Source organism: Cryobacterium sp. TMT2-10, assembly GCF_004403075.1.
GTDB classification, from domain to species: domain Bacteria; phylum Actinomycetota; class Actinomycetes; order Actinomycetales; family Microbacteriaceae; genus Cryobacterium; species Cryobacterium shii.
This window is the reverse complement of sequence record NZ_SOGW01000120.1, coordinates 102,311-123,449: the sequence shown is the minus strand read 5'-3', so window position 1 is coordinate 123,449 and position 21,139 is coordinate 102,311. Positions and strand designations below refer to the sequence as shown.

The 21,139-nt window shown below is 64.8% G+C and carries 19 protein-coding genes and 1 pseudogene; 14 read left to right on the top strand and 6 right to left on the bottom strand.

The genetic code is table 11. The features are described from left to right. Positions 1-101: 101 nt before the first annotated feature. The 4 genes from E3T37_RS15120 (at position 102) to E3T37_RS15105 (ending at position 5,909) form a co-directional block, all read left to right on the top strand. On the top strand, positions 102-2,900 hold the full coding sequence (locus tag E3T37_RS15120; RefSeq protein ID WP_370292632.1) for an alpha-mannosidase: 2,799 nt from the start codon (positions 102-104) through the stop codon (positions 2,898-2,900). Positions 2,901-3,627: 727 nt separating this feature from the next. After that, positions 3,628-3,864: a hypothetical protein gene (locus tag E3T37_RS15115; RefSeq protein WP_134368093.1), complete on the top strand. Its 237-nt coding sequence runs from the start codon at positions 3,628-3,630 to the stop codon at positions 3,862-3,864. Positions 3,865-4,022: 158 nt separating this feature from the next. Further along, positions 4,023-4,544: an RNA polymerase sigma factor gene (locus E3T37_RS15110; RefSeq protein ID WP_134368092.1), complete on the top strand. Its 522-nt coding sequence runs from the start codon at positions 4,023-4,025 to the stop codon at positions 4,542-4,544. A 465-nt stretch (positions 4,545-5,009) separates the two neighbouring features. Next, positions 5,010-5,909 carry a hypothetical protein gene (locus tag E3T37_RS15105; protein ID WP_166806117.1) on the top strand — a complete coding sequence of 300 codons (900 nt, stop codon included), beginning with the start codon at positions 5,010-5,012 and terminating at the stop codon, positions 5,907-5,909. Between the two features lie 75 nt (positions 5,910-5,984). Here E3T37_RS15105 and E3T37_RS15100 read toward each other — a convergent pair whose 3' ends face one another. Further along, positions 5,985-7,709, bottom strand: a complete 1,725-nt coding sequence (locus tag E3T37_RS15100) for a formate--tetrahydrofolate ligase (protein ID WP_198416055.1) — start codon at positions 7,707-7,709, stop codon at positions 5,985-5,987. A 237-nt stretch (positions 7,710-7,946) separates the two neighbouring features. After that, a complete protein-coding gene (locus E3T37_RS15095) occupies positions 7,947-9,848 on the bottom strand; it encodes an ABC transporter ATP-binding protein (protein WP_134368090.1) in 1,902 nt (633 codons plus the stop codon). Between the two features lie 330 nt (positions 9,849-10,178). Here E3T37_RS15095 and E3T37_RS15090 point away from each other — a divergent pair, with 330 nt between their 5' ends. The 3 genes from E3T37_RS15090 to E3T37_RS15080 all read left to right on the top strand — a co-directional run bounded on the left by E3T37_RS15090 (position 10,179) and on the right by E3T37_RS15080 (position 11,954). Next, positions 10,179-10,814, top strand: coding sequence for a hypothetical protein (locus E3T37_RS15090; protein WP_134368089.1), 636 nt, complete (start codon positions 10,179-10,181; stop codon positions 10,812-10,814). Continuing rightward, on the top strand, positions 10,811-11,539 hold the full coding sequence (locus E3T37_RS15085; RefSeq protein ID WP_134368088.1) for a hypothetical protein: 729 nt from the start codon (positions 10,811-10,813) through the stop codon (positions 11,537-11,539). The genes E3T37_RS15090 and E3T37_RS15085 overlap by 4 nt, the downstream gene beginning before the upstream one ends. 109 nt (positions 11,540-11,648) lie before the next feature. Continuing rightward, the gene (locus E3T37_RS15080) at positions 11,649-11,954 is read left to right on the top strand and encodes a dienelactone hydrolase family protein (protein WP_370292626.1); all 306 of its coding nucleotides are present in this window, start codon (positions 11,649-11,651) and stop codon (positions 11,952-11,954) included. A 184-nt stretch (positions 11,955-12,138) separates the two neighbouring features. Here the strand turns inward: E3T37_RS15080 and E3T37_RS15075 are convergent, their stop codons facing one another. Then, positions 12,139-12,429: a DUF4287 domain-containing protein gene (locus E3T37_RS15075; protein ID WP_134368086.1), complete on the bottom strand. Its 291-nt coding sequence runs from the start codon at positions 12,427-12,429 to the stop codon at positions 12,139-12,141. Positions 12,430-13,088: 659 nt separating this feature from the next. On the opposite strand from E3T37_RS15075, the gene E3T37_RS15070 reads away from it, so the two are divergent. Continuing rightward, on the top strand, positions 13,089-13,664 hold the full coding sequence (locus E3T37_RS15070; RefSeq protein WP_134368085.1) for a helix-turn-helix domain-containing protein: 576 nt from the start codon (positions 13,089-13,091) through the stop codon (positions 13,662-13,664). Then, positions 13,637-14,248, top strand: a complete 612-nt coding sequence (locus tag E3T37_RS15065) for a hypothetical protein (RefSeq protein ID WP_134451659.1) — start codon at positions 13,637-13,639, stop codon at positions 14,246-14,248. Before E3T37_RS15070 ends, E3T37_RS15065 begins: the two co-directional genes overlap by 28 nt. A 920-nt stretch (positions 14,249-15,168) precedes the next feature. Here E3T37_RS15065 and E3T37_RS15060 read toward each other — a convergent pair. Next, positions 15,169-15,624, bottom strand: coding sequence for a hypothetical protein (locus E3T37_RS15060; protein ID WP_134368083.1), 456 nt, complete (start codon positions 15,622-15,624; stop codon positions 15,169-15,171). 450 nt (positions 15,625-16,074) lie between these two features. Here E3T37_RS15060 and E3T37_RS15055 point away from each other — a divergent pair, with 450 nt between their 5' ends. From E3T37_RS15055 to E3T37_RS17485, 3 genes and pseudogenes are all read left to right on the top strand, one after another. Next, positions 16,075-17,412: a wax ester/triacylglycerol synthase domain-containing protein gene (locus E3T37_RS15055; RefSeq protein ID WP_166789069.1), complete on the top strand. Its 1,338-nt coding sequence runs from the start codon at positions 16,075-16,077 to the stop codon at positions 17,410-17,412. A gap of 191 nt (positions 17,413-17,603) precedes the next feature. Beyond that, positions 17,604-17,891, top strand: a pseudogene (locus E3T37_RS17670) (SOS response-associated peptidase family protein); the annotation flags it as partial. A 19-nt stretch (positions 17,892-17,910) separates the two neighbouring features. Then, on the top strand, positions 17,911-18,345 hold the full coding sequence (locus E3T37_RS17485; protein WP_241978602.1) for a hypothetical protein: 435 nt from the start codon (positions 17,911-17,913) through the stop codon (positions 18,343-18,345). 502 nt (positions 18,346-18,847) lie between these two features. Here the strand turns inward: E3T37_RS17485 and E3T37_RS15045 are convergent. Then, positions 18,848-19,096, bottom strand: coding sequence for a hypothetical protein (locus E3T37_RS15045; protein ID WP_134368081.1), 249 nt, complete (start codon positions 19,094-19,096; stop codon positions 18,848-18,850). A gap of 85 nt (positions 19,097-19,181) precedes the next feature. Between E3T37_RS15045 and E3T37_RS15040 the strand changes: the two genes are divergently transcribed. Then, positions 19,182-19,469: a hypothetical protein gene (locus E3T37_RS15040; RefSeq protein WP_134368080.1), complete on the top strand. Its 288-nt coding sequence runs from the start codon at positions 19,182-19,184 to the stop codon at positions 19,467-19,469. Here the strand turns inward: E3T37_RS15040 and E3T37_RS15035 are convergent. Further along, positions 19,435-20,019, bottom strand: a complete 585-nt coding sequence (locus E3T37_RS15035) for an XRE family transcriptional regulator (protein ID WP_134368079.1) — start codon at positions 20,017-20,019, stop codon at positions 19,435-19,437. The genes E3T37_RS15040 and E3T37_RS15035 overlap by 35 nt on opposite strands. 103 nt (positions 20,020-20,122) lie before the next feature. Here E3T37_RS15035 and speB point away from each other — a divergent pair, with 103 nt between their 5' ends. Next, a complete protein-coding gene (gene speB, locus E3T37_RS15030) occupies positions 20,123-21,121 on the top strand; it encodes an agmatinase (protein WP_134368078.1) in 999 nt (332 codons plus the stop codon). The last annotated feature ends 18 nt before the right edge of the window (positions 21,122-21,139 follow it).

Here is a 21,139-nt window from a genome sequence, read left to right as displayed (position 1 = left end):
AGGTGGGCAGATCTGTTGGCCATGAGTGGGCAGTTTTCATGGCCACCAGCGGGCATTCCTACTGGCCGCCAGTGGGCAGTTCGGATTGGCCATTGACAGGGGTGCCGGCCGAATGGGCAGAGGATGGCACCCGGGCCGAGGTCGTCGTCGACCTCGGGTTCTCCGCCACGCTCCCAGGTTTCCAGGCCGAGGGCACCGCCTATACGGGTGACGGTGTGATCATCAAGGCGATCGAACCGCTCAACAGCTACATCCCCGCGGGAGACGCGGGGGATCCCGTCGACATTTACCTCGAGGCGGCCGCGAATCCAAATATCGCCGGTATCTTCACCTTCGGCGTTACCGAGCTCGGCGACAAGGCCACAGCGGGGGACTCGACCAGTTACGTTCTGCGTCGGCTCGAACTCGGGCAACTCGATGTCGCCGTATGGGAGCTCCTGCAGGACACCTGGACCCTCGTCGGCCTGATGAACGAGCTTCCGCAGAGTCTTCCGCGGCGGGCCGACATCCTGCAGGCGCTCGGCAGGATGGCCGACGCTCTCGACCCGGACAACGTTGCGGGCACGGCGGCGGTCGCCCGTGCGACACTCGTCAACGTTCTTGCTAGCCCGGCCTATGCGAGTGCCCACAGCCTTGCCGCCGTTGGTCACGCCCACATCGACTCCGCCTGGCTCTGGCCGGTGCGCGAGACCGTGCGCAAGGTCGCGCGAACCTTCTCGAACGTTCTGGCGCTAATGGAGGAGGACCCGGAGTTCACGTTCGCTGCCTCCTCGGCGCAGCAGTACGCGTGGCTGCAGGCTTACTATCCAGAACTGTTCGAGCGGGTGAAGAAGCAGGTGGCGGCGGGCCGATTCATTCCGGTCGGTGGGATGTGGGTCGAGTCCGACACGAATATGCCCGGCGGGGAAGCCCTCGCCCGGCAATTCGTCGCCGGCAAGAAATTCTTCATGGAGGAGCTCGGAGTCGAGCCGCTCGAGGTGTGGCTTCCGGATTCGTTCGGTTACACCGCATCGCTGCCGCAGATCGTGGCCGCGGCTGGATCTCGTTGGCTTCTCACGCAGAAGATGTCGTGGAACGAGACCAATCGGATGCCGCATCACACCTTCTGGTGGGAGGGGATCGACGGCACGCGGATCTTCACTCATTTCCCCCCGGTCGACACCTACAGCGCGGGAATCTCCGGCAAAGAACTCGCCAGGGCAGAGCAGCAGTATGCCGAAAAGGGGTTCGGCACGACCTCTCTCCTTCCGTTTGGATGGGGGGATGGCGGTGGAGGCCCCACCCGTGAGATGCTCGCCGCTGCGGCGCGCACGCGTGACCTCGAGGGGTCTCCTCGCGTCACGATGACGACGCCGGAGCAGTTCTTCCAGGCCGCGCACAGCGAATACGTGGAGGCTCCGGTCTGGTCGGGGGAGATGTACCTCGAATTCCATCGCGGTACCTACACCTCCCAGGCCAAGACGAAGCGCGGCAATCGCCGCAGCGAACACCTGCTTCGAGAGGCAGAGCTCTGGGCCACCGCCGCGACAGTCCTTCGAGGTCTGGAGTACCCGTATGACGCCCTCGAAAGCGTATGGCAGACGGTGCTCCTTCAGCAGTTCCACGACATCCTCCCCGGCACGTCGATCGCTTGGGTGCATCAGGAGGCCGAACGCAACTACGCGGCAGTCGCCGTGACCTTGGGTGAGCAGATCACGCGATCTCTCGAGGTCCTGGCCGGCAGCGGCAGCCATCCGCTCACCTTCAACGCCGGGCCGAACTCACGCGACGGTGTCCCGGGCCTCGCCGCAGCAGTCGCGGTGAGGAGGGGAGCAGCCAAGGTCACCGAAAGCGGCGCTGGTTTAGTCCTCGCCAATGACCGGGTGCGTGTCATCATCGACGATCGGGGACTGATCGTGTCGATGCGCGACCTCGTTGCCGACCGTGAAGTCATCCCAGTCGGAGAGGCCGCCAACCTGCTGCAGCTGTTCCGGGACACCCCGATCCAGTGGGACGCCTGGGACATCGACGAGACCTACAAGAACGTCGGTCAGGACCTGACCGAGGCTTCCAGCGTCGGTGTCACTGACGACGGGTTCGGGGTCCGGGTCGAGCGATCCTTCGGCTCCTCATCCGTGGTCCAGACCCTCCGACTCAACGGCGCGACCGGTGCCCTCGATATCCACACGGCGATCGAGTGGCACGAGTCTCAGAAACTCCTGAAGCTTGCCTTCCCCCTGGCTGTCCACGCCGATCGCGCGGCATCCGAAATGCAGTTCGGACATGTCTACCGGCCGACCCACGCGAACACCTCTTGGGACTCCGCCCGGTTCGAGACCGTTGCCCATCGCTGGGTGCACGTGGGCGAGCCGGGGTACGGTGTCGCCGTCGCCAACGACGCCAGCTATGGGCATGACATCCGACGCGCCGCACTGCCCGATGGCGGCACGAGCACCGTCGTACGCGTCTCCCTCCTGCGTGCGCCCCTCTTTCCCGACCCGGCCTCGGATCAGGGCCAGCAGGAATTCGTCGTCTCACTGCGCGTCGGTGCTGAGATCGCGGATGCCGTCGACGAGGGTTATCGAGTGAACCTGCCCTTGCGCGAGGTCAAGGGAGCCGGCCCGGTGGCGCCCCTGGTCGTCGTGACCAATCCGGCGATCGTCGTCGAGGCTGTCAAGCTCGCGGAGGACCGGTCTGGCGACGTGATCGTGCGGCTCTACGAGTCATTGGGCGCGCGTGCGCGCGGTAACCTGGCCCCGGGATTCGGCTGGTCGGACGTCACGGAGACCGACCTGCTTGAGCGGGAGACCGATCCAAGCGCCGTGATCGGGCGTTCAGACCGGACCATCTCGCTCTCGCTCCGCCCGTTCCAGCTCGTCACGCTGCGCCTTCGCCGCACCACGACAGACAATCTCGAATGATGACACCTAGGTTGACGAGACTGTCGGCAGCGAGGGAGTCGGCACCACGCTAATCAGCGACGCCTCGATCGCTTCAGATCTCGTTGATTCCCTCGCCATGGGCGAATTCAGAGACACGTCGCGCGCGAGTGAACGCAAAAGGGCGGGCCGCAGCAATCACCTCCGTGAAGCTTGACGAGACGCTCAAGAACGTGCCGGGACCATCTGCGTCCCCTCGTCGTAGGCAAGCAACCAACGGGTTACATCTCGGAGATTCATAATCTTGTGCCAGCCTGCGGCAAATGCAATCAGAGCAAGGACAATAAGCCATGGCGAACATGGATGTTCAGCTCGGCACGACTGTCACCCGAGACCCGTGGTATCGCTGGCCTAGAGGAGAGGGCGAATCTCCTCGCAAACTATGAAGCTTGGGAGACATCTACTCTTATTGACTTTGCGTCTGTCGTCGGCGATCAACTGTGGGACGAACACTGGCGCAACCATGCGGCCATCCTTCAAGCGATGAGGGAAGCCGAGACCACAGTCGAGCTGATTCGATTGCGAGTCGCTGCGTCACGCGCGGGTGAGCGAACTCCCACGCTGTTTCCGGGGACGTAATCCTTCGGAAGGGCACCGGGAGTGATTCTGAAGTCCTTCTTGGTCGGCTTGAAGGAGACTTCTCGTTTCCATATCTGGACTAAATCGCCGCGCCTCTTGCCGATCGATAGCGAAGACGGAGGAGCGCATGGTGACGGGCGTGCTGGAGGAAAAGAATGAGGGCTGCGGAGGAAACAGAGTTCCGCAGTCACCGACGATCCGCGCCCTGCTGGCTTTCGCAAACAACCCACCAAAGGGGGCGTTCGCGAAACTCTTCACGAAACGGTCCGGTCGAAACAAAAAGAAATCGCTCCTGAGGCTTCTCAGGAGCGATTTCTGGTTTAAAGAGTTCTCGCGTCCGGTTTCGGTCGCAATTCTTGAATTGTGAGCGGGATTTTTGCGGGGGTTGAAGTTCGTCAGCAGGATGGTGACGCGACCTCCGAAAATTCGGGGCGCTGCGTGCAAGACTTACGGCGGAAGCGACATATTCAGTATGTGAGGATCGCCAACACCCCAGCCACCGCCGACATGAGCGAGGGAGCGGCGATGCCTGAGAGCGCGGGCCCGGCCGAGACGGCGGCCGATGTCGACTGGTTCACCGTGATCGTCCGGGAGCACTCGACTGCGCTCGTGCGCTACTTCGCCCGCCGCGGACCGCGTCAGGATGCCGAGGATCTGGCCGCTGAGGTCTTCGCGACAGCTTGGCGACGGCGCAATGACCTGCCACGGGAGGCGGTGCTGCCGTGGCTGTATCGCACGGCGGGATTCACCCTCGCGAATTCGCGCAGGAAGCACATCGATCTTCCCGTCGACGCGGTGCCCGAGTCGGGTGCGGTTCGAATCGACGGCGATCCGGAATTGAACCTCCTATTCGATGCGGAACTCCGCGGTGCGCTTGCAAGCGTGGGGGAGCGAGACCGGCAGATCCTTCTCCTGCACGCGTGGGAAGGTCTCGACGGGGCCGAGCTCGCCGGCGTGCTCGGTATCTCCCGATCCGGGGCGGACGCCGCGCTGTCGCGCGCGCGTAAGCGATTGCGAGAAGCCTGGGGCGAGCGGATGTCGTTCTAGGGCTTCTGCAAGATTCGGCACGCCCCGCACATATAACAGGTGAACCGAAAATTCCGGAGGCTGATCGATATGAACGACGACGACAAACAACGAGACCTGGTTGCCCGGCTGCGTGCCGCCGACCCAGCGGGGGATGTCGAGGCGCGTGCCGGGTTCGCCGACGAGGTCGTCGCTCGGATGACCGGTTCTGAGGCTGAACCGATGGCCGGATCGGCACCCGCGGCCGACCTGGCCCAGGCACGAGCAAGCCGACGGCCACGCTGGCTCCCGTTCGTCGCGGTCGCGGCGTCGATTGCGATCGTGGGTGGCGCGGGATACGGGATCGGAGCGACCATAGGCGGGCCAATGAGCCTCGCCGACGGCGCTGCACCGCCCATCACTCTGCAGTCCAACGGGGGCCCCGAAAGCGTTACGCAAGGCGGAATAGAGCCAGCCGTGGGCTCTGGCGCCGCTACCGACCAGAAGATGTCTCCCTTGACCTACCCCTACGGATCCGGCCGGAACGCCTTCAGCGCGTCCAGTCTTGGCACCCAGACGGGCACAGCTCAGTCCTACGCCTACGACCCCCGTTCGGCATCCAGCTCAGACAAGGTCACCGCGCTCGCCGCGGCGCTCGGCATCGGGTTACCAGTCGAACTGCGAGACGGCCGCTGGGTCGCCGGCCCGCAGGACGGCAGCGCCCCGAGCCTGTCAGTGAGTCTCGACGGCATGCTGTCCTTCTACTTCCAGAACCCGGAGGTGAACCCGTGGCAGTGCGAGGGTGATCAGGTCTGCGAGCCGACCAGCGAGCCGCCCAGCGAAGACGCTGCGATCGGAGCACTTCGCGCGCTCCTCGTCGCCGCCGGCCGGGACCCCGCCACGTTCGAATTTACCTCTCAGGTGTGGGAAGGCTCTCCCACGCGAGCCGCCGAGGCAAAACCGGTCATCGACGGGCAGCAGCTCGACCAAGGTTGGTCATTGGAGATGGCAGAAGATGGTGTCGTCTCCGCCAACGGTGCCCTCGCCGACGTCGTTGCTCTGGGGATGTACCCGGTGGTAAGTGAGCAAGAGGGCTTCGAACGACTCTCAGACCCGCGGTTCAGCGGAGCACCGACGGTTCTGCCGATGGCCCTCCGTGATCAGGCGTTGACGACCGAGGAGTGGGTGGCGCCGATGGAGCCACCCGCGACACCAGTCGCCGGTACCTCGGTCTCATGGCCCGTGAACAAGGTTGAGATCGTCAGCGCACAGCTCGGTCTCGCCAGCCAGTGGCAGCCGGACGGGAGCGTCCTGGTGGTCCCCGCGTACGCGTTCACGGATGCCGAGGGCGGCACCTGGTCGGTTCTCGCCGTCGAGGAATCGATGCTCGACTTCCGGGCTTTTTAGACCATCGTTCACTGCCGGTTCGTGGGCGGGGAAGGCTTCATCGAGAAGCCCGACGTGCCCGGCCGGGTCCGCCGATCAGGACAACCCGACGATCTCGCCGTTGTCGTCGATGTCGATGCGTTCGGCTGCCGGTGCGGACGAGAGACCAGGCATGGTGCGCATGTCGCCACAGATGGGATAGATGAACCCGGCCCCGATCGACGCACGCACCTCACGCACCGGCAGTCGCCACCCGGTGGGTGCTCCCTTGATTTTGGGGTCGGCCGACAGGGACAGGTGTGTCTTGGCGATGCACACCGGCAGGCTGCCGAAGCCTGCCCGCTCGTACTTGTCGAGTTGCCGAGCTGCCAGAGGCGAGAGGTCCAAGCCGTCGGCGCCGTACATCTCGCGCGCGATCACATCGATCTTGTCGACCAAGGGAAGTTCGTCGGGATAGAGCCGGTGGAAGCTCGACGGTTCAGCGCAGGCCTCCGCAACCGCCTCGGCCAGCTCGACCGCACCCCTGCCGCCTTCGGTGAAGTGGTAGCTGATCGCCGCGCGCACACCTTCCTCTGCCGCGACGTCCATGATCGCTTGATGCTCACTGTCGTAGTCGGTGGGAAATGCGTTCACCGCAATGACCGGCGTCACTCCGTGCCGTCGGATGTTGGCGATCTGCCGGCGCAGGTTCGCTGCCCCGGCGATGACGTCGTCGGGATTCTCGGCGAGCATCTCCGGTGGCAGCGGTCGGCCGGCGACGACCCGGTACTTGTTTGAGTGAGTTTTCAGATCACGCACGGTCGCGACGATGACGGCGGCATCCGGCGCCAGCCCGGAGGCACGGCACTTGATATTGAAGAACTTTTCCGCGCCGATGTCTGCACCGAACCCCGCCTCGGTGATGAGGTAGTCGCCGGCATGGATGCCGATCAGATCGGCGAGCACCGAGGAGTTACCGGTGGCGATGTTCCCGAACGGACCGCTGTGGACGAGCACTGGCGTCTGCTCCACGGTCTGCATCAGGTTCGGCTTGATGGCGTCCTTGAGTATCGCGGTCATGGCGCCGGCCGCCTTGAGCATCTCGGCGGTCACCGGTTCGCCGCCGCGGTTGTAGCCGACGACGATTCTTCCCATCCGTTCACGGAGATCCCGCAACGACGTGCACAGCGACAACAACGCCATCACCTCGCTGGCTGCGGTGATGTCGAAACCGGATTGGAACGGATTGCCGTCGTCAGGACCGCCGAGCCCGGTGATGATGGTGCGCAGCTCGCGATCGTTGACGTCGAGGACACGTCGCCAGGTGATCTCATGGGGGTCGAACCCGAGACGGTTTCCCTTGTGGATGTGGTTGCCGATCATCGCCGACAATAGATTGTGGGCCGCGGTAACGGCGTGCGTGTCGCCGGTCAGGTGCAGGTTCAGTGCCTCCATCGGGACCACCTGAGCGTAGCCGCCACCAGCGGCTCCGCCCTTGATGCCGAACGTCGGCCCCATCGACGGCTGCCGTATCGCGACGATCCCGAGCTTGTCGATGTGCCGGAAGCCCTGACCGAGCCCGACCGCGGTGGTCGTCTTGCCCGACCCGAGTGGAGTCGGCGTGATTGCGGTGACGACGACATACTTGGCCCGTGGACGGTCACGGAGCTCATCGATCGCATCGAGGGAGATCTTCGACGCCGCACTTCCGTGCGGTTCCAGCAGGTGTGGACCGATGCCCATGTCGGCTGCAACCTCTTCAAGCGGGCGACGGGCCGCAGCGCGCGAGATAGCGAGATCCGACGGCATCGCCGTGGTGATTGATCGAGATGGCTTGAACATGGTGCCTCCTCAGCGCCTCAGCGCCTCTGGGGCCTGGTGACCCAAGCGTACTGTCAGGCCACGGGATCGTGCCGGCGTGGCGTGGAGCAGTTCGAATGGGGCGTGCGGTACTGCCCCGGGTCCAGTTGACTCGTTGGAGCTCGTCAGAGTCAATCAAGTCGTCATCAGTCCCCATCAAACGAAACGTGATGAGACGACTTTCCGAGACGCTCGGGGCAGGGGCACCGAGCTCAGCGACTAGGTCCGGCTCAGCGCTTCCTCATCGGCCGCATCATTCTTCTGCACGGCGAATTGGGTCCGGTGCAATTCCTCGTACCGCCCACCCACAGCCAGCAGTTCCTCGTGCGTACCGCGCTCCACGATCGAGCCGTCCTCAACCACGAGGATCAGGTCCGCGCTGCGGATGGTGGAGAGGCGGTGTGCGATCACCATCGCCGTCCGTCCCTCGAGCGCCTCGCTGAGCGCCGCCTGCACGGCGGCCTCAGACGTCGAGTCCAGCGCCGCCGTCGCCTCGTCGAGGATGACGACGCGCGGCTGGGCGAGCAGGAGCCTCGCGATGGTCATCCGCTGGCGCTCACCCCCGGACAGCCGGTAGCCACGCTCTCCGACCATGGTGTCCAGCTGGTCCGGCAGGGACCGGATGAGCGGCTCGAGCCGCGCACGGCGGACGGCGTCCCACACCTCGTCGTCGGACGCCTCCGGCCTCGCGAGGCGCAGATTGGAGAGGATGGTCTCGTGGAACAGGTGGCCGTCTTGCGTCACCATGCCCAGGCTGTGCCGCATGGAGACGAAAGTGACATCGCGGACATCCGTCCCCGCGAGGCGCACGGCGCCGCTGTCGACGTCATACAGGCGCGAGAGGAGCTGCGCAATTGTGGACTTGCCGGCACCGGACGTACCAACGAGGGCAACGGTCTGCCCCGGCTCAATCCTGAAGGACACGCCGTGCAGCACCTCCTCGCCGCCGCGGGTGTCTAGCGTGGCAACCTCCTCGAGAGAGGCGAGGGACACTTTGTCCGCGGACGGGTAGGCGAAGCGGACGTTGTCGAACTCGACGGCCACTGGGCCTTCGGGGACGGCGACGGCGTCGGGCTTCTCCTTGATGAGCGGGTCGAGGTCCAGCACCTCGAAGACGCGCTCGAAGCTGACCACCGCGCTCATGATCTCCACCCGTGCGTTTGCGAGGCTGGTGAGCGGCGCGTAGAGGCGGGTGAGGAGGAGCGCCAGGGTGACCACGTCACCGGTATTCAGCTGGCCGGCGAGTGCGAGGGAGCCGCCGAGCCCGTACACGAGGGCGAGGGCGAGTGCGGAGACGAGCATCAGTGCGGTGAAGAAGACGAACTGCAGCATCGCGGTCCGGACCCCGATGTCGCGGACGCGGGCGGCGCGGACGCGGAACTCCTCGGCCTCCTCGTCGGGCCGGCCGAACAGCTTGACGAGGGTGGCGCCGGGCGCGGAGAAGCGCTCGGTCATCTGCGTGCTCATGGCGGAATTGTGATCGGCGGCCTCGCGGCGCAGCGCGGCGAGGCGGCTGCCCATGCGGCGCGCGGGTACCAGGAAGATGGGGAGCATGATCATGGCGAGAACCGTCACGAGCCAGGACGTGCTGAGCATGACGATCAGGGTGAGCGTCAGCGCCACGAGGTTCGTGACCACGCCGGACAGCGTGCCGCTGAAGGCCTGCTGGGCGCCGATCACATCGTTGTTGAGGCGGCTCACGAGGGCGCCCGTCCGCGTGCGGGTGAAGAACGCGATCGGCATCTTCTGCACGTGGTTGAAGACGGAGGTGCGGAGGTCCAAAATCACGCCCTCGCCGATCCGCGCCGAGTACCAGCGCGTCACGAGTGACACGGCGGCGTCGGCCACGGCCACGAGGGCGATGACGACGGCGAGCCAAACGATCGTGGTGACCTCGCCCTGGGCGACGATGACGTCGACCACCTGGCCGGCGAGTACCGGCGTCGCGACCGCGAGGAAAGCTCCCACGATGGAGAGGGCGATGAAGATCAGCAGCTTGGACCGGTAGGGCACCGCGAACGTCATGATCCGCCGCACGGACTCACGGGAGAAGCCGTGCTTGCCGTCCCTGGCGGTCGAGATCTTGTGCAGCGAGCTCCAGGCCGCGCCTTCCATGCTCATTGAGGTTCCTTCCGTGGGCAAACGATCAGTTTAGTTGGCGAGTTGCCCGAGCTTTGCGACGCGGCTGCCGAGGTGACGCGCGGTGCGCCGGTCAGGACCGCGTCGGGTCCGCGGTCATTCCACGACTGTGCGCCGGCTCCCTCCGTCATGACCCAGAAACCTCGTGTGACAGGACTGCACAGGGGCTTGGCGGACCAGGGCGCGACGGAGGTGGTCGCGCTGCGGGGCCGGGAGTTGGGCCGTCCCTCATCTGGACGAGCCTGACACATTCATTGGTGCTGTCGCTTGTCACAAGGGTTTCAGCGGTTGTACCCTTGTGACATGTTGAGTGTGAAAGAGTACGCCGCCCGCCAGGACATCTCTGTCGCGCGCGTGCACCAGCTGATCCGCGAGGGCAAGGTCGATGCCGAGAAGATCGGCTCAAGCTGGGGAATCGACGAGTCGGAGCTCCGTCGGCAGCCTCCGCTCTCCCGCCCGCTGAGCCCGGCCAACTCATGGTCGCTCATCGCTCTGCTGTCGGGCGTCGAACCCGAGAACATGGAGGCGAAGGCTCGCTGGCTCCTGAATCGCAAGTGCGCTGCCCTCGCAGAAAGCAATGCGCCGGCCCTCCTCCTTGCCAGCTGGCTCCGGAATCGCGCACCGGTCCGTGCCTTGCACGCGAACGCCGATGATCTCGGTGACCTCCGTAGCGACAAGCGAATAGTCCTCTCCGGAATCAGTGACGACCGCGCGGGGCTCAGCAGCGAACATGAGGTTGAAGCGTATGTTGACCCCGAGATCGCCCAGCAGCTCATCAACGAGTACCTGTTGGTGAAGGCGAAGAACGCGAATGTCTGGCTCCACCTGGCTCGCGTCCAAGCTGACGCCGACGGGCGAGGGCCGCTGGGCCTTGTCCTCGCTGACCTCGCCGACCACGCCGGGCCACGCGAAAGCCAGCGGATCAAGGAACTGCTGAGCAACCGATGACCGTCATCGACATGCCGGTACTCGGTCCGAGGTCCTCGCTGGCTTGGCACGCCCTTTTCGACCTATCCGAGAAGGTGCCGAATAACTGGTGCCTGGTTGGCGGCCAGATGGTGCACCTCTGGTGCGTCGAACGCGACACCACGCCGAACCGGCCGACCGACGACGCGGATGCTGTCCTGGATGTGCGCGCGCAGCCGACCATCCTCCATCAGGTCACCAAGGCCCTCGTTGACATCGGCTTCGAGTCCGCCGGTGAAAGCCCAGAAGGCCATCAGCACCGGTGGACCCGTGGCGATGCCACCATCGACGTCCTCATCGCCGAGCACGTCGGTGAGAAGGCCGCAGCACGACGAGGAGTCACAGGCGGCACCACCCTGGAAGCCCGAGGATCCAACCAAGCAATCGACCGAGCCGAGCTGGTCACCGTCAACCATGACGGGCGCCAGGCCCAGATCTGGCGGCCGAACCTGCTCGGAGCACTCGTCCTCAAAGCTGCCGCATTCACCGTGCCGCTTGACCAGGGCGTCAAACGGCATCTCATAGACTTCGCCGTCCTCAGCACCCTGGTCACCCGTGGAGACCAGCTGGCCGTGCAGATGAGCAAGCGGGACCGCCAGCTGCTCGGTAACGCGATCGGGGCCATCCGAATGGATGGGACAATCGTCCCCGCCATCGACGGGGCTGACCTTGGAATCGAACGGCTGACCATCGCGCTGAACGCGTAGCATGGCCGCCGGTGGCCGGATGGCCGGCTCAGTCCTTGCTCAAGTGTCTCGCCCCGGGTTTTGTGGAGGCTTGGGTAGGTCCTTTCCATCACGGTGATGGTGGGCGTTTGTGAGTAGTAGTTGCTCTCGGCTGCGATGGGTGGGAGGTAGCTGCGTCCCAGTCTCGGAGTTCGGCTCCGCCTGGCCCGACGGCGTGCCGGTACAAGTGCACGGCATGAACGCCGATCCGATCTTCGTCGGCGAGGGCGATATCAACGCAGCACGGGTGCTCGTGGAGTCGACTGGTTCCGCTGAGCTTTTCCTCTATCCCGGCGACAAACACTATTTCGCCGACAGCTCGTTGCCGTCGTACGACGCGGCCGCGGCCGCGCTGCTACTGCACCGCACGCTGACGTTTCTCCGATCCGTCGGATGAGCGTGGGATCGAAATCGCGGCGCCGCCCTGCTGGCAGGCGATCCTAACAGGGCCTTCCCGGTCTTGGGAGAGGAACCCCGCCACCTGGCCCCGCACGAAGCGTGAGGCGTAGTGCCCCCAAACCGAACGGTCAGCGGGAGCTGAGAGCCGTCCAAACGAACAGCGGCGGCCAGGTGCGAATGGCTCACGCGGGGCGGTTCTGCTTCCCGTCGAGCCACAGCGTGTCGGATGGGTCGCTGTGCGCCGTACCGGTACCCACATGCTTGGTGTCGATCTTTTCGCCGTTCTTGATGACGTGCACCAGCGCCATGGCATGGCCGCGGCCCAAGTCGAAGTCCGCTTTTAGCCAATCGACGATCACCCCGGCTTTCGTGGACGGATCGTCGAAACCCTTCGCCTGGGCCAGCGCGATGAACTGGCGCGGGGTCAGTCCCGTCTTGTCTTCGATGTTGTCGAGGTACGCTTGGAATGACATTTCTACTCCTCTGCCGGTGGTGCTGAGATCCGTAGGTCGCACGCGCAACGAGATTCGATCGTTTGATTAACGTATGCCGCGCGGTGGGAATCGCACCGGCCAGGTCAGAAACAAACCCTGACCAAGTGAAAAACTCGCTGGCTTGCGAGGGTGACCGAAAGTGGCAAGAAATCAGCCGCCCATTGGAAAGCAACCGTCGCAACGCTGCCGTCGTCGTTCGGGCCAAGAAAGCGGATCTCGTCACCCTCGTTCCAGCCGCCCTCGTAGGTCGATCCCTCGTGGAAGGCGCCCGTCCATTCACGTCCAGACGTGCTGCGCGGGAGCGTCGACATCGACGCTGAACCGAAGATTATCCATGCTCGCTTTTTTAACTGAGACACTCTGGCGGCGCAATAACGCCTACAGGGCCGGTTCGTCGACGAGCTTCGCAACGTCGCGGGCGGCGAAGTCCCCGTCACGGCCTGGTCACTCACCGAGGCTGGCTCTGACCCGAAGCCCTGACCCGGAACCCGTCGAGACCTGAGTATCGAAACCTCGGGGCAGTGGCGTCCCTGCAGGCCAATCCTGCCGGTGCAGGCCAGACCCTCAGGCACGGGTTGCATCGAGTGCGCGCTAGAATATGATGTGAAAGTCATATTGGAAATAAGGAGGAGGCGATTGTGGCAGCTTCATCTACTCTCGTCCGCGCCGCTCGCCGGAGCAAACGCCTCACTCAGGCGAGACTCGCAGAGCTAACCGGCATTGACCAGGCCAGCGTCTCCCATCATGAGCGTGGACGGGATGCTGCCTACAGTACGGTCGATCGGCTGCTTGCCGGCGCCGGACACCGCCTGTATGCCGCTCCCACGCGTCGTGATGACGCTGCCAGCGCCGCAGAGGCGATCAGAGAGTATCTTCGAGCGAAGGATACAGACCGCGCGCTCCGGGCTTTGCTTCAGTTGAACGATAATCTCATCGCCGAACACGGACTCGTTCGAGGAATCCTTGGGCTGACAGAGCCGGAACCCACCGGCGATCATATGTGGGATGCCGCCATCGCGGCTCTCGTGGCATGGCGGCTCAATCAAGAGAACATCCCGCTGCCTGGATGGGTCAACAACCCCGATCGCGCACTGACCGAACCTGTCGTGTTCCGGGTCGACCCGGCCGACCCCGCGCCCGAACGTGATGACGTGCCGAACGAGTTCGCCGAACGCGGCGTTCTTGCATGGGCAGATACCTTCGCGAGCGTCTGATGTCCGGCACCGCGCTGGACCGCAACGCGATCATCATCGGCCTCCGTGATCTCGTCGCCGAGCTTCGTAATTCGGGTGAGGTGGCCGGCATCCGTCTCGTGGGCGGTGCGGCGCTCGCCCTGTGCTACTTCGATCGGGGGACCACGCAGGACCTGGACGTCCTTCACGTCCGCCCCGGCTCGGACGATTCCGTCGCTGCCGCCGCCGAACGAGTCGCACTGAAGCATGGGTGGGACGCGAAGTGGCTAAACTTCGAGGTCACGAAGGCCGATGCCGTCCCGACCCTCGGCCGCGTCGTCGAGTGGGAGACAATTTACGATCAGGACGGCATCGTCATTCAAGTGGCATCCAAACAGGGGATGCTTGCAATGAAGCTTCGCGCGAACCGCCCCGGACGCGACACTCGCGATATCCGGCTTCTGCTCGCTCTCTGTCAGGTGCACACGCTCGAGGACGCGGAGGAACTCTATGAAGAGTTTTACCCCGGTGATGCCCTAGTTCCACGTGCGGAAAAGATCGTGAACGCCATCCTCAACGGCGAACCAACGCCGGCACCGCCGTCGCCCGGCCCGATAAACATCTGAGTCGTCTTGCCGTGCCCCCCGTGAGGCCAACGAATCGACTTATCGCCGAACCCGTCGAGCCGACATTCGTCATCCGACCCGGCGAACGCCTACCCAGAACGATCGCCGTGGACGCGGGAGATGTTCACATGAACACGGCGTGGCCCGGCAGCGAAGTCGAAACCACCCTCATGAGCTGCGGTCCGTTGCCGCACAGTGGCGCGACCTCGTAGACCTCTAGACCGGCCGCGACGGGCAGGGCCGCGACGGGCAGGGCCGTAACTCACATCCGGTGGGGAGGGGAGTACGTCCATGTCGCGAGCGGCATCCGGGGTTCCTGGGGGCGAGCATCTCTTCGCTTTCCGAGCCGTCTGCGCTCACCATGAACGGCCGTAGCCGCGTGATTGCTGGGATGCCCGTTCCCCCACCCACTTCGAACGCCCGCGGGAGTGATGGTGCGCGGTTCGAGACGGCTACCGTCGGCGGACGCGGATTTGATGCCGCTCCAGGACTCAGGCTCGCCTTTTCTGTTTATCCGATCGTCCTCGATGTTGGCGTGATTCTGACGGACGGAACCCTCGCCTGCCCTCCCAGGAGAGTCCACCGGGCGATGCCGCTTCCAAGCAGCATGGTCTGGGTGTTGAGCGGCTTTGGTTCGGTCTCCCACTGCACGGCAGCGAGCTCATAATTGTCATTCCGGTCGATCATTGCGTTCGGTGAGCCGTACACCACGTCACCTTCATCCAGTTGACCAGGTGTCGCACTCTCGAACAGGGCGGTTGCTGGTGCGGTGAGAATCGCCAAAAACTTCGACTCCGCCGAGACCTCAAGGAGGTCGGGCTCCGCTCCCGAGTACCCGACTGACGGTGTTCGCGCGACTCGTTGGCCTGCCTTTGCGTCTGTCCAGTTGCCTTCCAGAAATCCGGTGAATTGCGCCGATCCTACGACGTGGATAATTTGGCGGGCTCGCCCCTCGGTTTTCCCCGCTCGACATGGTCCATCGCGGCGGCCGCGAAGATGTCTTGGATGCCGGTGCCATCGAGGTTCTTCGCAATCCCTTCGAGGTCGTTCAACCGGGCGCCACAGTAAAGGACGATCGTGAAAGGAGGATCGGGAGCCTCTGCGTGACTCGTGGCGAACGCATTTATCTCCACTTCACCGCTTGACGACATCATCCATTGGAGCCGCACGATGACATCCCTATCCAGTGGATCTACTGACGCCTCTGGCGCCCCTTCTGCGACGCTCTGCCCGACCTTGATATCGAGCGGGTTCTCCGGCAGGTCAATGTCCGCAGAGCCCGTTCCCAGGACCCCGAAGACGACCCCACCAGTGACGAGACCGAGGATGACCAGCCACTCGAATGCGACGAGTCTCCCCGTCCGTGCATGGCCCACCGGCACCTCCTCGGGTCGTCAGCGTCCCGTCATTCGTCGCAGCGTACTCCCGCGGCTCGGGTGCCGCGCACCCCTGCCGGCTGCCGTCGGTGTGAGCCTCGAGCGATCGGACTAATGGTCAGGCCGTCAAGCCGCCCGGACGAGGACCAATCGGATAGCGAACGTTGTGCGGGCACTCTTGATAAGTGGCCCGCGCTCTTGGCCGTATTGCCAACGTGCTGTTCGGATGGATCGGAGCCGAAGGATCCTAAGGCCGCACATCCGGTGGCACCAGTGATGGGACATCCGTCACCAAATCCACGCACCGAGAGACCGGCTTTTGTCGGGGTTCGCCACACCGCCGATGGTCGAGATTGTCCGTGTTTTTGCCAGGCTCAATCACAGGCGCGACATACCCGATTGCCGTGGGTATAGTTTGGAGATATGGGGGTGTCGTCTTCGATCGACCGGGTGAGTACCGACGATCTGATGTCGCTGGCAACCGAGCACGGAGCTTCGCCGTTGCAGGTGGGTGCCGTGCTGATGATCGACACGGTTGACGTGCTCGGTTCGGGGACTGGGCTCGATGTCGAGCGGGCTGTCGACCTTCTCGCCCAGCGTCTTCCGGGCGTGCCGCGGCTACGGAAGAGGCTCGTGCCTGCGCCGTTCGGCTGTGGGCGGCCGATCTGGGTAGACGATGCCGATTTCGACGTGACCGAGCATGTGAGCGTCATCCCCTGCCCGTCCCCCAGGGACGAGCAGGCGGTACTTGATCTAGCCGCAGTGCTGCTGGTCACTCCGCTGCCGCGCACCCGTGCGCTCTGGGCAGCCACACTTGTCACCGGAGTAGCGCGGGACCAAGCCGCGTTGATCGTCGTCTTTCACCACGTGCTCGCCGATGGCGTGGCTGGCCTGGCTGTGCTGGGCGGGCTCGTAGACCAGTCGGAAGCCACCGGGAAGCCCCGGGCCGTGGGCCCGAAGACGCGTGAATCCGATTTTCCGCGGCGGCAAGCGTCCATTCGCCAGCTCGCCATCGACGCCTGGACCCGTCGGCTAGGTTCGCTGCGAGGTCTCCCCGTTTTGCTGCGCCGCCTCCAGGACGCGGCCCGGGAATTGCGGTCGGTGCGGTGGACGCGCCTGAGGCCAACCTCGCTCAACCGGCCGACCGGCCCGCGACGAAGCCTCGTTACGGTCACGGTGGCGCTGGTCGGGATCCGCAACGCCGGTCACGCCCAGAAAGCCACGGTCAACGACGTCGTGCTTACCGCGATCGGTGGCGCGCTGCACCGGCTCCTCGCGTTGCGCGGCGAGGCTGTCGACCGGTTCATCGTCTCGGTGCCGTTCTCCGAGCGGCGCGCCGCGACGCACGGAGACTTGGGCAATCGCAGCGGGGTGATCCCGATCCGGGTGCCTGGAGTCGGCGCCGCGGCGAGTCGATTGCGATTCGTAGCAGAGGGGACCCGGAAGGCCAAACGATCGTCGCCCGGTGCGACGACCGCCCTGCTCGGCCCGTTCTTTCGGATACTCGCCCAGCTGGGACTATTCCAATGGTTCGTCGACCGGCAGCGTCTAATCCACACCTTTGTAAGCAGTCTGCGCGGGCCAGAACAGCGCCTGTCAATCTTTGGCTGCCCGGTCACCGCGATTGTCCCGCTGAGCGCCTCGACGGGAAACGTGACCGTCTCATTCACCGTGCTCTCATACGCAGGCGATCTCACGATCACTCTCATCGCCGACCCCGATGCCTGCCCCGACTTAGCCACGCTGCAGGATCTGCTCGCCGAGGAGCTAGCAGAGCTCGCCAGGTGAGCCTGTCGCCCTCGTCGATCTCAGCAAAGTGAGACGGTGACTGCGCCCTCAGCGAGCAGCGAGCAAGCGAGCAAACGAGCGAGCGCGCTCGTACGCCTGACTCGCCGACCACTGGCCGAGACGTCGACCGATCACGACCGAGACGACGGCTATTAGGCCCCGTCTGGCACGACAGGCTCGGCCGTCGAGGCCTGACTATAATCCGCCACCAACGGAACGTTCTGTGGGCGCTCCTCTGGCTGGAAGACGGCAAGCAGCCCTACTTCATCCACGGAGATGGCGATGTGCTGGCTGCGGCCGGCCTCTACGCGGCCCGCCAAAAGGACGACATGTGGAAGATCACGTTCACGATCATCACGCGTGCAGCGCGTGATGCGTCAGGTGAGATCCACGACCGCATGCTCGTGTTCTTGACCCCGGACGTGTGGGACCAATGGCTGATCCCGGTCAAGATCAGAGACAAGGAGGAAGCACCCTCAATGCTGGACCGCAGCTCCGTTGCCCAACCCCGACCTCACAGCGACCCGCGGTATATCGATTTCTGCGACACCTTCCGAGGTGTGGCCTTGGCTTGCGCAGCTCGGCCAGAACCGCGGCGGCTTCTACACCTACGACTGGGTCGAGAACCTCGCCGGCGTCGAGATTCACAGCGTCGACACTGTCGAGCCCGAACTACAGATCCGCTCCGTCGGCGACGATGTGAATCTTGCTCCCGAGGTCGTGTTGTCGGTTGTCCATCTCGAGGATGAGCACCATCTCGTGTTGGGCGGAGCGGTCGCCCTCGACGGCACGGGCGCCGGAGCACCCTACGACTTCACGTGGGCGTTTGTCCTTCAACCTCGAACCGAGGGGTCGACGCGGCTTGTCGTTCACGAGCGGTACGGCACCTCACCGACTGGGCCAAGGTGCTCGTGGAGCCGATCGAGATGGTGAGCTTCCTCATGACCGAGCGGATGCTCCGGGGCATCCGGGACCGTGCGGAGCGTTCTCCCTCGCGCACCACCTTGCGGTCGCCGAACCATCGTTGAGGGATTCTTATTGAGATCCGTGTTCTTGGCGATACTCGGAAGGGGACGGGACGACCCCCTTTTGCTGATGAAGCCGGGAGAGAGTTAGAGTTCACTCGCTCCCGCTTCTGGCATCCGACCGCGTCGACGCGGTGGAGAACGGGTGGCCGCCTTGATGGGCAGTAACGCCGATCCGCTCGCCGAGAGTGGGGTGACCGAAGAGGCTCGCACCCAGGCCGCCCCGTCCAGATTCCGCCGACGCGATGAGGACTCGCACATGTCGAGGGGTGCTCGGCCGGCAGCGGCGACGCTACTGTTTGTCGCTGGCCTGGGTCCGCGGTTCTGATCCGGTTCCTACGCCGCTCCTGAATGCCCACGCAGAACCCTGTCGGAATCCGCGATGGTGGCGCTGCATCGTCGTTAGGAAGTCACCGTGTTTTGCTGGAGAAATCGTTCGGGTCGAGGCCGGCGATTCGACGCGCATGGTCTTGGAGTGCTTCTTCGCTCACGGTGTGTCCAGCATCTGCGAATCGTTCACGCAGCGCGTCGAGGACTTGGGGCTCACTGTGGCCGGCGAGGTCTGCTTCCTCCTGTGCGAGAATCCCCGCCACCTTGTCCTCGTCCGATTGAGAATGCTGGTCTTGGATCGGTTCACTCTGTGTGCCGTCACCATTCATGCTGGTCCTCCGATCTCAAGGGTTCTGTTGGCCAGCCTAACGTTCAGAGTGAGACGCGGACAGGGTTTAGCGTGAAGCGGTCGACGTGGACCCGGATGCGCTGCGGGCGGCCGAGTTCGACGGCCCGAGCGTCGCCCTCGAACGCGTCGACGAAGCTGTGGCGGACCACCTCGCTGCGGAAGGGACGAAGTGGATGACCGGCCTCGGTCCCGACCTGGAGAGGGTTCTATCTGCCGGGCTCCTGGATGCCATCCGCGGATTCCTCAACGATTTCGGGGCGGCCGCGCCCCTGCCTGCGCTGAACTGGACGCTGGGGTTCGAATACGACGCGGTCTCGGTCAGGCCGAGCCGCTCCACGGCGCGGGCACGATGACCCACAGCACGACGGCCGGCTCGCCGCCCTCGACCTGCCAGGTGTGCGGCTCTCGACCGGGGAAGGTCAGCGCGTCGCCGGCGTGGACGGCCACGGTGCGACCGGCGAATCGCACGGTGAGTGATCCCGAGACGACGTGGAGCGCTTCGACGTCGCAGTTGATTGTGTAGAGATCGGACCCTCCGTGCGCGTCGGGCTCGAGTTCTGATCGCAGCAGCTGAACCCGCTCCTCGCCGCGCGGCGACATCAGTCGCTCGTCGGCGTGCACTCCGCCCAAGTTGATCCGCGGAGCGTCGGCGTACGCGACATGGTGAACATCGGGCTCGGCGAAGAGCGCTCCGACGGGCAACGAGAGCACCTGACACAACTGGACAAGCGTTGCCACGCTCGGTGACGTCTCGTCGCGCTCGACCCGGCTGAGGAAGCCCTTGCTGAGGCCCGTCGTCTGAGCGACCTGGGCGAGTGACATGCCCTGAGCGGTGCGAGCGGAGCGCAGCTTGGCGCCGATGGGTGTCGCGGTGCCTTCCGCGGTGGGGTGGATGGCGCGCACAGTTCCTCCTCGAAGCTGCTCACACATTCGTCCTTGACGATCTGCCCGGGGCAGCGTACCGTGAGCGGTGTAGTTGTCTATAGCGTACCGAAAGTTGTCAAATATGCAACCGTTCAGCAAAGATGCGACGGATGAGCCCCGCGGGCCGGTGGACGCGAGTGTCGTGCCCCGGTTCGCCGGAATCGCGACCTTTGCGCGACTCCCGCGGCTCGACGAGGTCGAGCGGGCAGACATCGCGATCGTCGGGATTCCCTTCGACAGCGGAGTGAGCTACCGACCCGGTGCTCGGTTCGGCCCCGCGCATGTGCGCGAGGCCTCGCGCCTACTGCGACCGTACAACCCTGCTCAGGACGTCTTCCCGTTCGGCGCCCAGCAGGTCGCCGACGCCGGCGACATCGCCGCGAACCCGTTCGACATCGCTGCTGCCGTAGCCGAGATCGAGGCAGGCGCGCGCCAGCTCAGCGAGCACGCCGACCGACTAATCGCCATCGGCGGAGACCACACGATCGCTCTGCCGCTGCTTCGCGTCGCGCACGCCCAGCACGGGCCCGTCGCGGTATTGCACTTCGATGCCCACCTCGACACGTGGGACACGTACTTCGGGGCGCCGATGACTCACGGGACCCCCTTCCGGCGGGCGTCCGAAGAAGGCCTCATCGACCTGACCGCGAGCATGCACGTCGGAATCCGCGGCCCCCTGTACTCGAAGGACGACCTCGAGGACGACGCCCGGCTCGGCTTTGCGATCGTCACGAGCGAATTCGTCGAAGAGCACGGCGTCGCGGCCGCCGTCGAACGCATCCGCGCCAGAGTCGGAGACGCGCCGCTCTACATCTCGATCGACATCGACGTACTCGACCCCGCCCACGCGCCGGGAACAGGAACACCGGAGGCAGGCGGGCTCACGAGTCGAGAACTGCTCCGGATGCTGCGTGCCCTGGCCGACCTGCGCATCATCGGCGCCGACGTGGTCGAAGTCGCCCCTGCGTACGACCATGCCCAACTGACCGCGGTCGCGGCCAGCCACGTCGTCTACGAGCTGCTGAGCGCGATGGCGCCTGAGGTGACCCACCCCGACGGACAAAGCCCCGACCCGACGTAGAAGTGCCGAACCCGACCG

What these genes read in the sequence shown, in the direction of transcription:
- E3T37_RS15075 (WP_134368086.1), bottom strand. Translation starts at nt 12,429, where the DNA reads ATGTCATTCCAAGCGTACCTCGACAACATCGAAGACAAGACGGGACTG.
- E3T37_RS15065 (WP_134451659.1), top strand. Translation starts at nt 13,637, where the DNA reads ATGGGCAGATACCTTCGCGAGCGTCTGATGTCCGGCACCGCGCTGGAC.
- speB (WP_134368078.1), top strand. Translation starts at nt 20,123, where the DNA reads ATGCAACCGTTCAGCAAAGATGCGACGGATGAGCCCCGCGGGCCGGTG.
- E3T37_RS15105 (WP_166806117.1), top strand. Translation starts at nt 5,010, where the DNA reads ATGTCTCCCTTGACCTACCCCTACGGATCCGGCCGGAACGCCTTCAGC.
- E3T37_RS15095 (WP_134368090.1), bottom strand. Translation starts at nt 9,848, where the DNA reads ATGAGCATGGAAGGCGCGGCCTGGAGCTCGCTGCACAAGATCTCGACC.
- E3T37_RS15110 (WP_134368092.1), top strand. Translation starts at nt 4,023, where the DNA reads ATGCCTGAGAGCGCGGGCCCGGCCGAGACGGCGGCCGATGTCGACTGG.
- E3T37_RS15045 (WP_134368081.1), bottom strand. Translation starts at nt 19,096, where the DNA reads ATGAATGGTGACGGCACACAGAGTGAACCGATCCAAGACCAGCATTCT.
- E3T37_RS15100 (WP_198416055.1), bottom strand. Translation starts at nt 7,709, where the DNA reads ATGTTCAAGCCATCTCGATCAATCACCACGGCGATGCCGTCGGATCTC.
- E3T37_RS15085 (WP_134368088.1), top strand. Translation starts at nt 10,811, where the DNA reads ATGACCGTCATCGACATGCCGGTACTCGGTCCGAGGTCCTCGCTGGCT.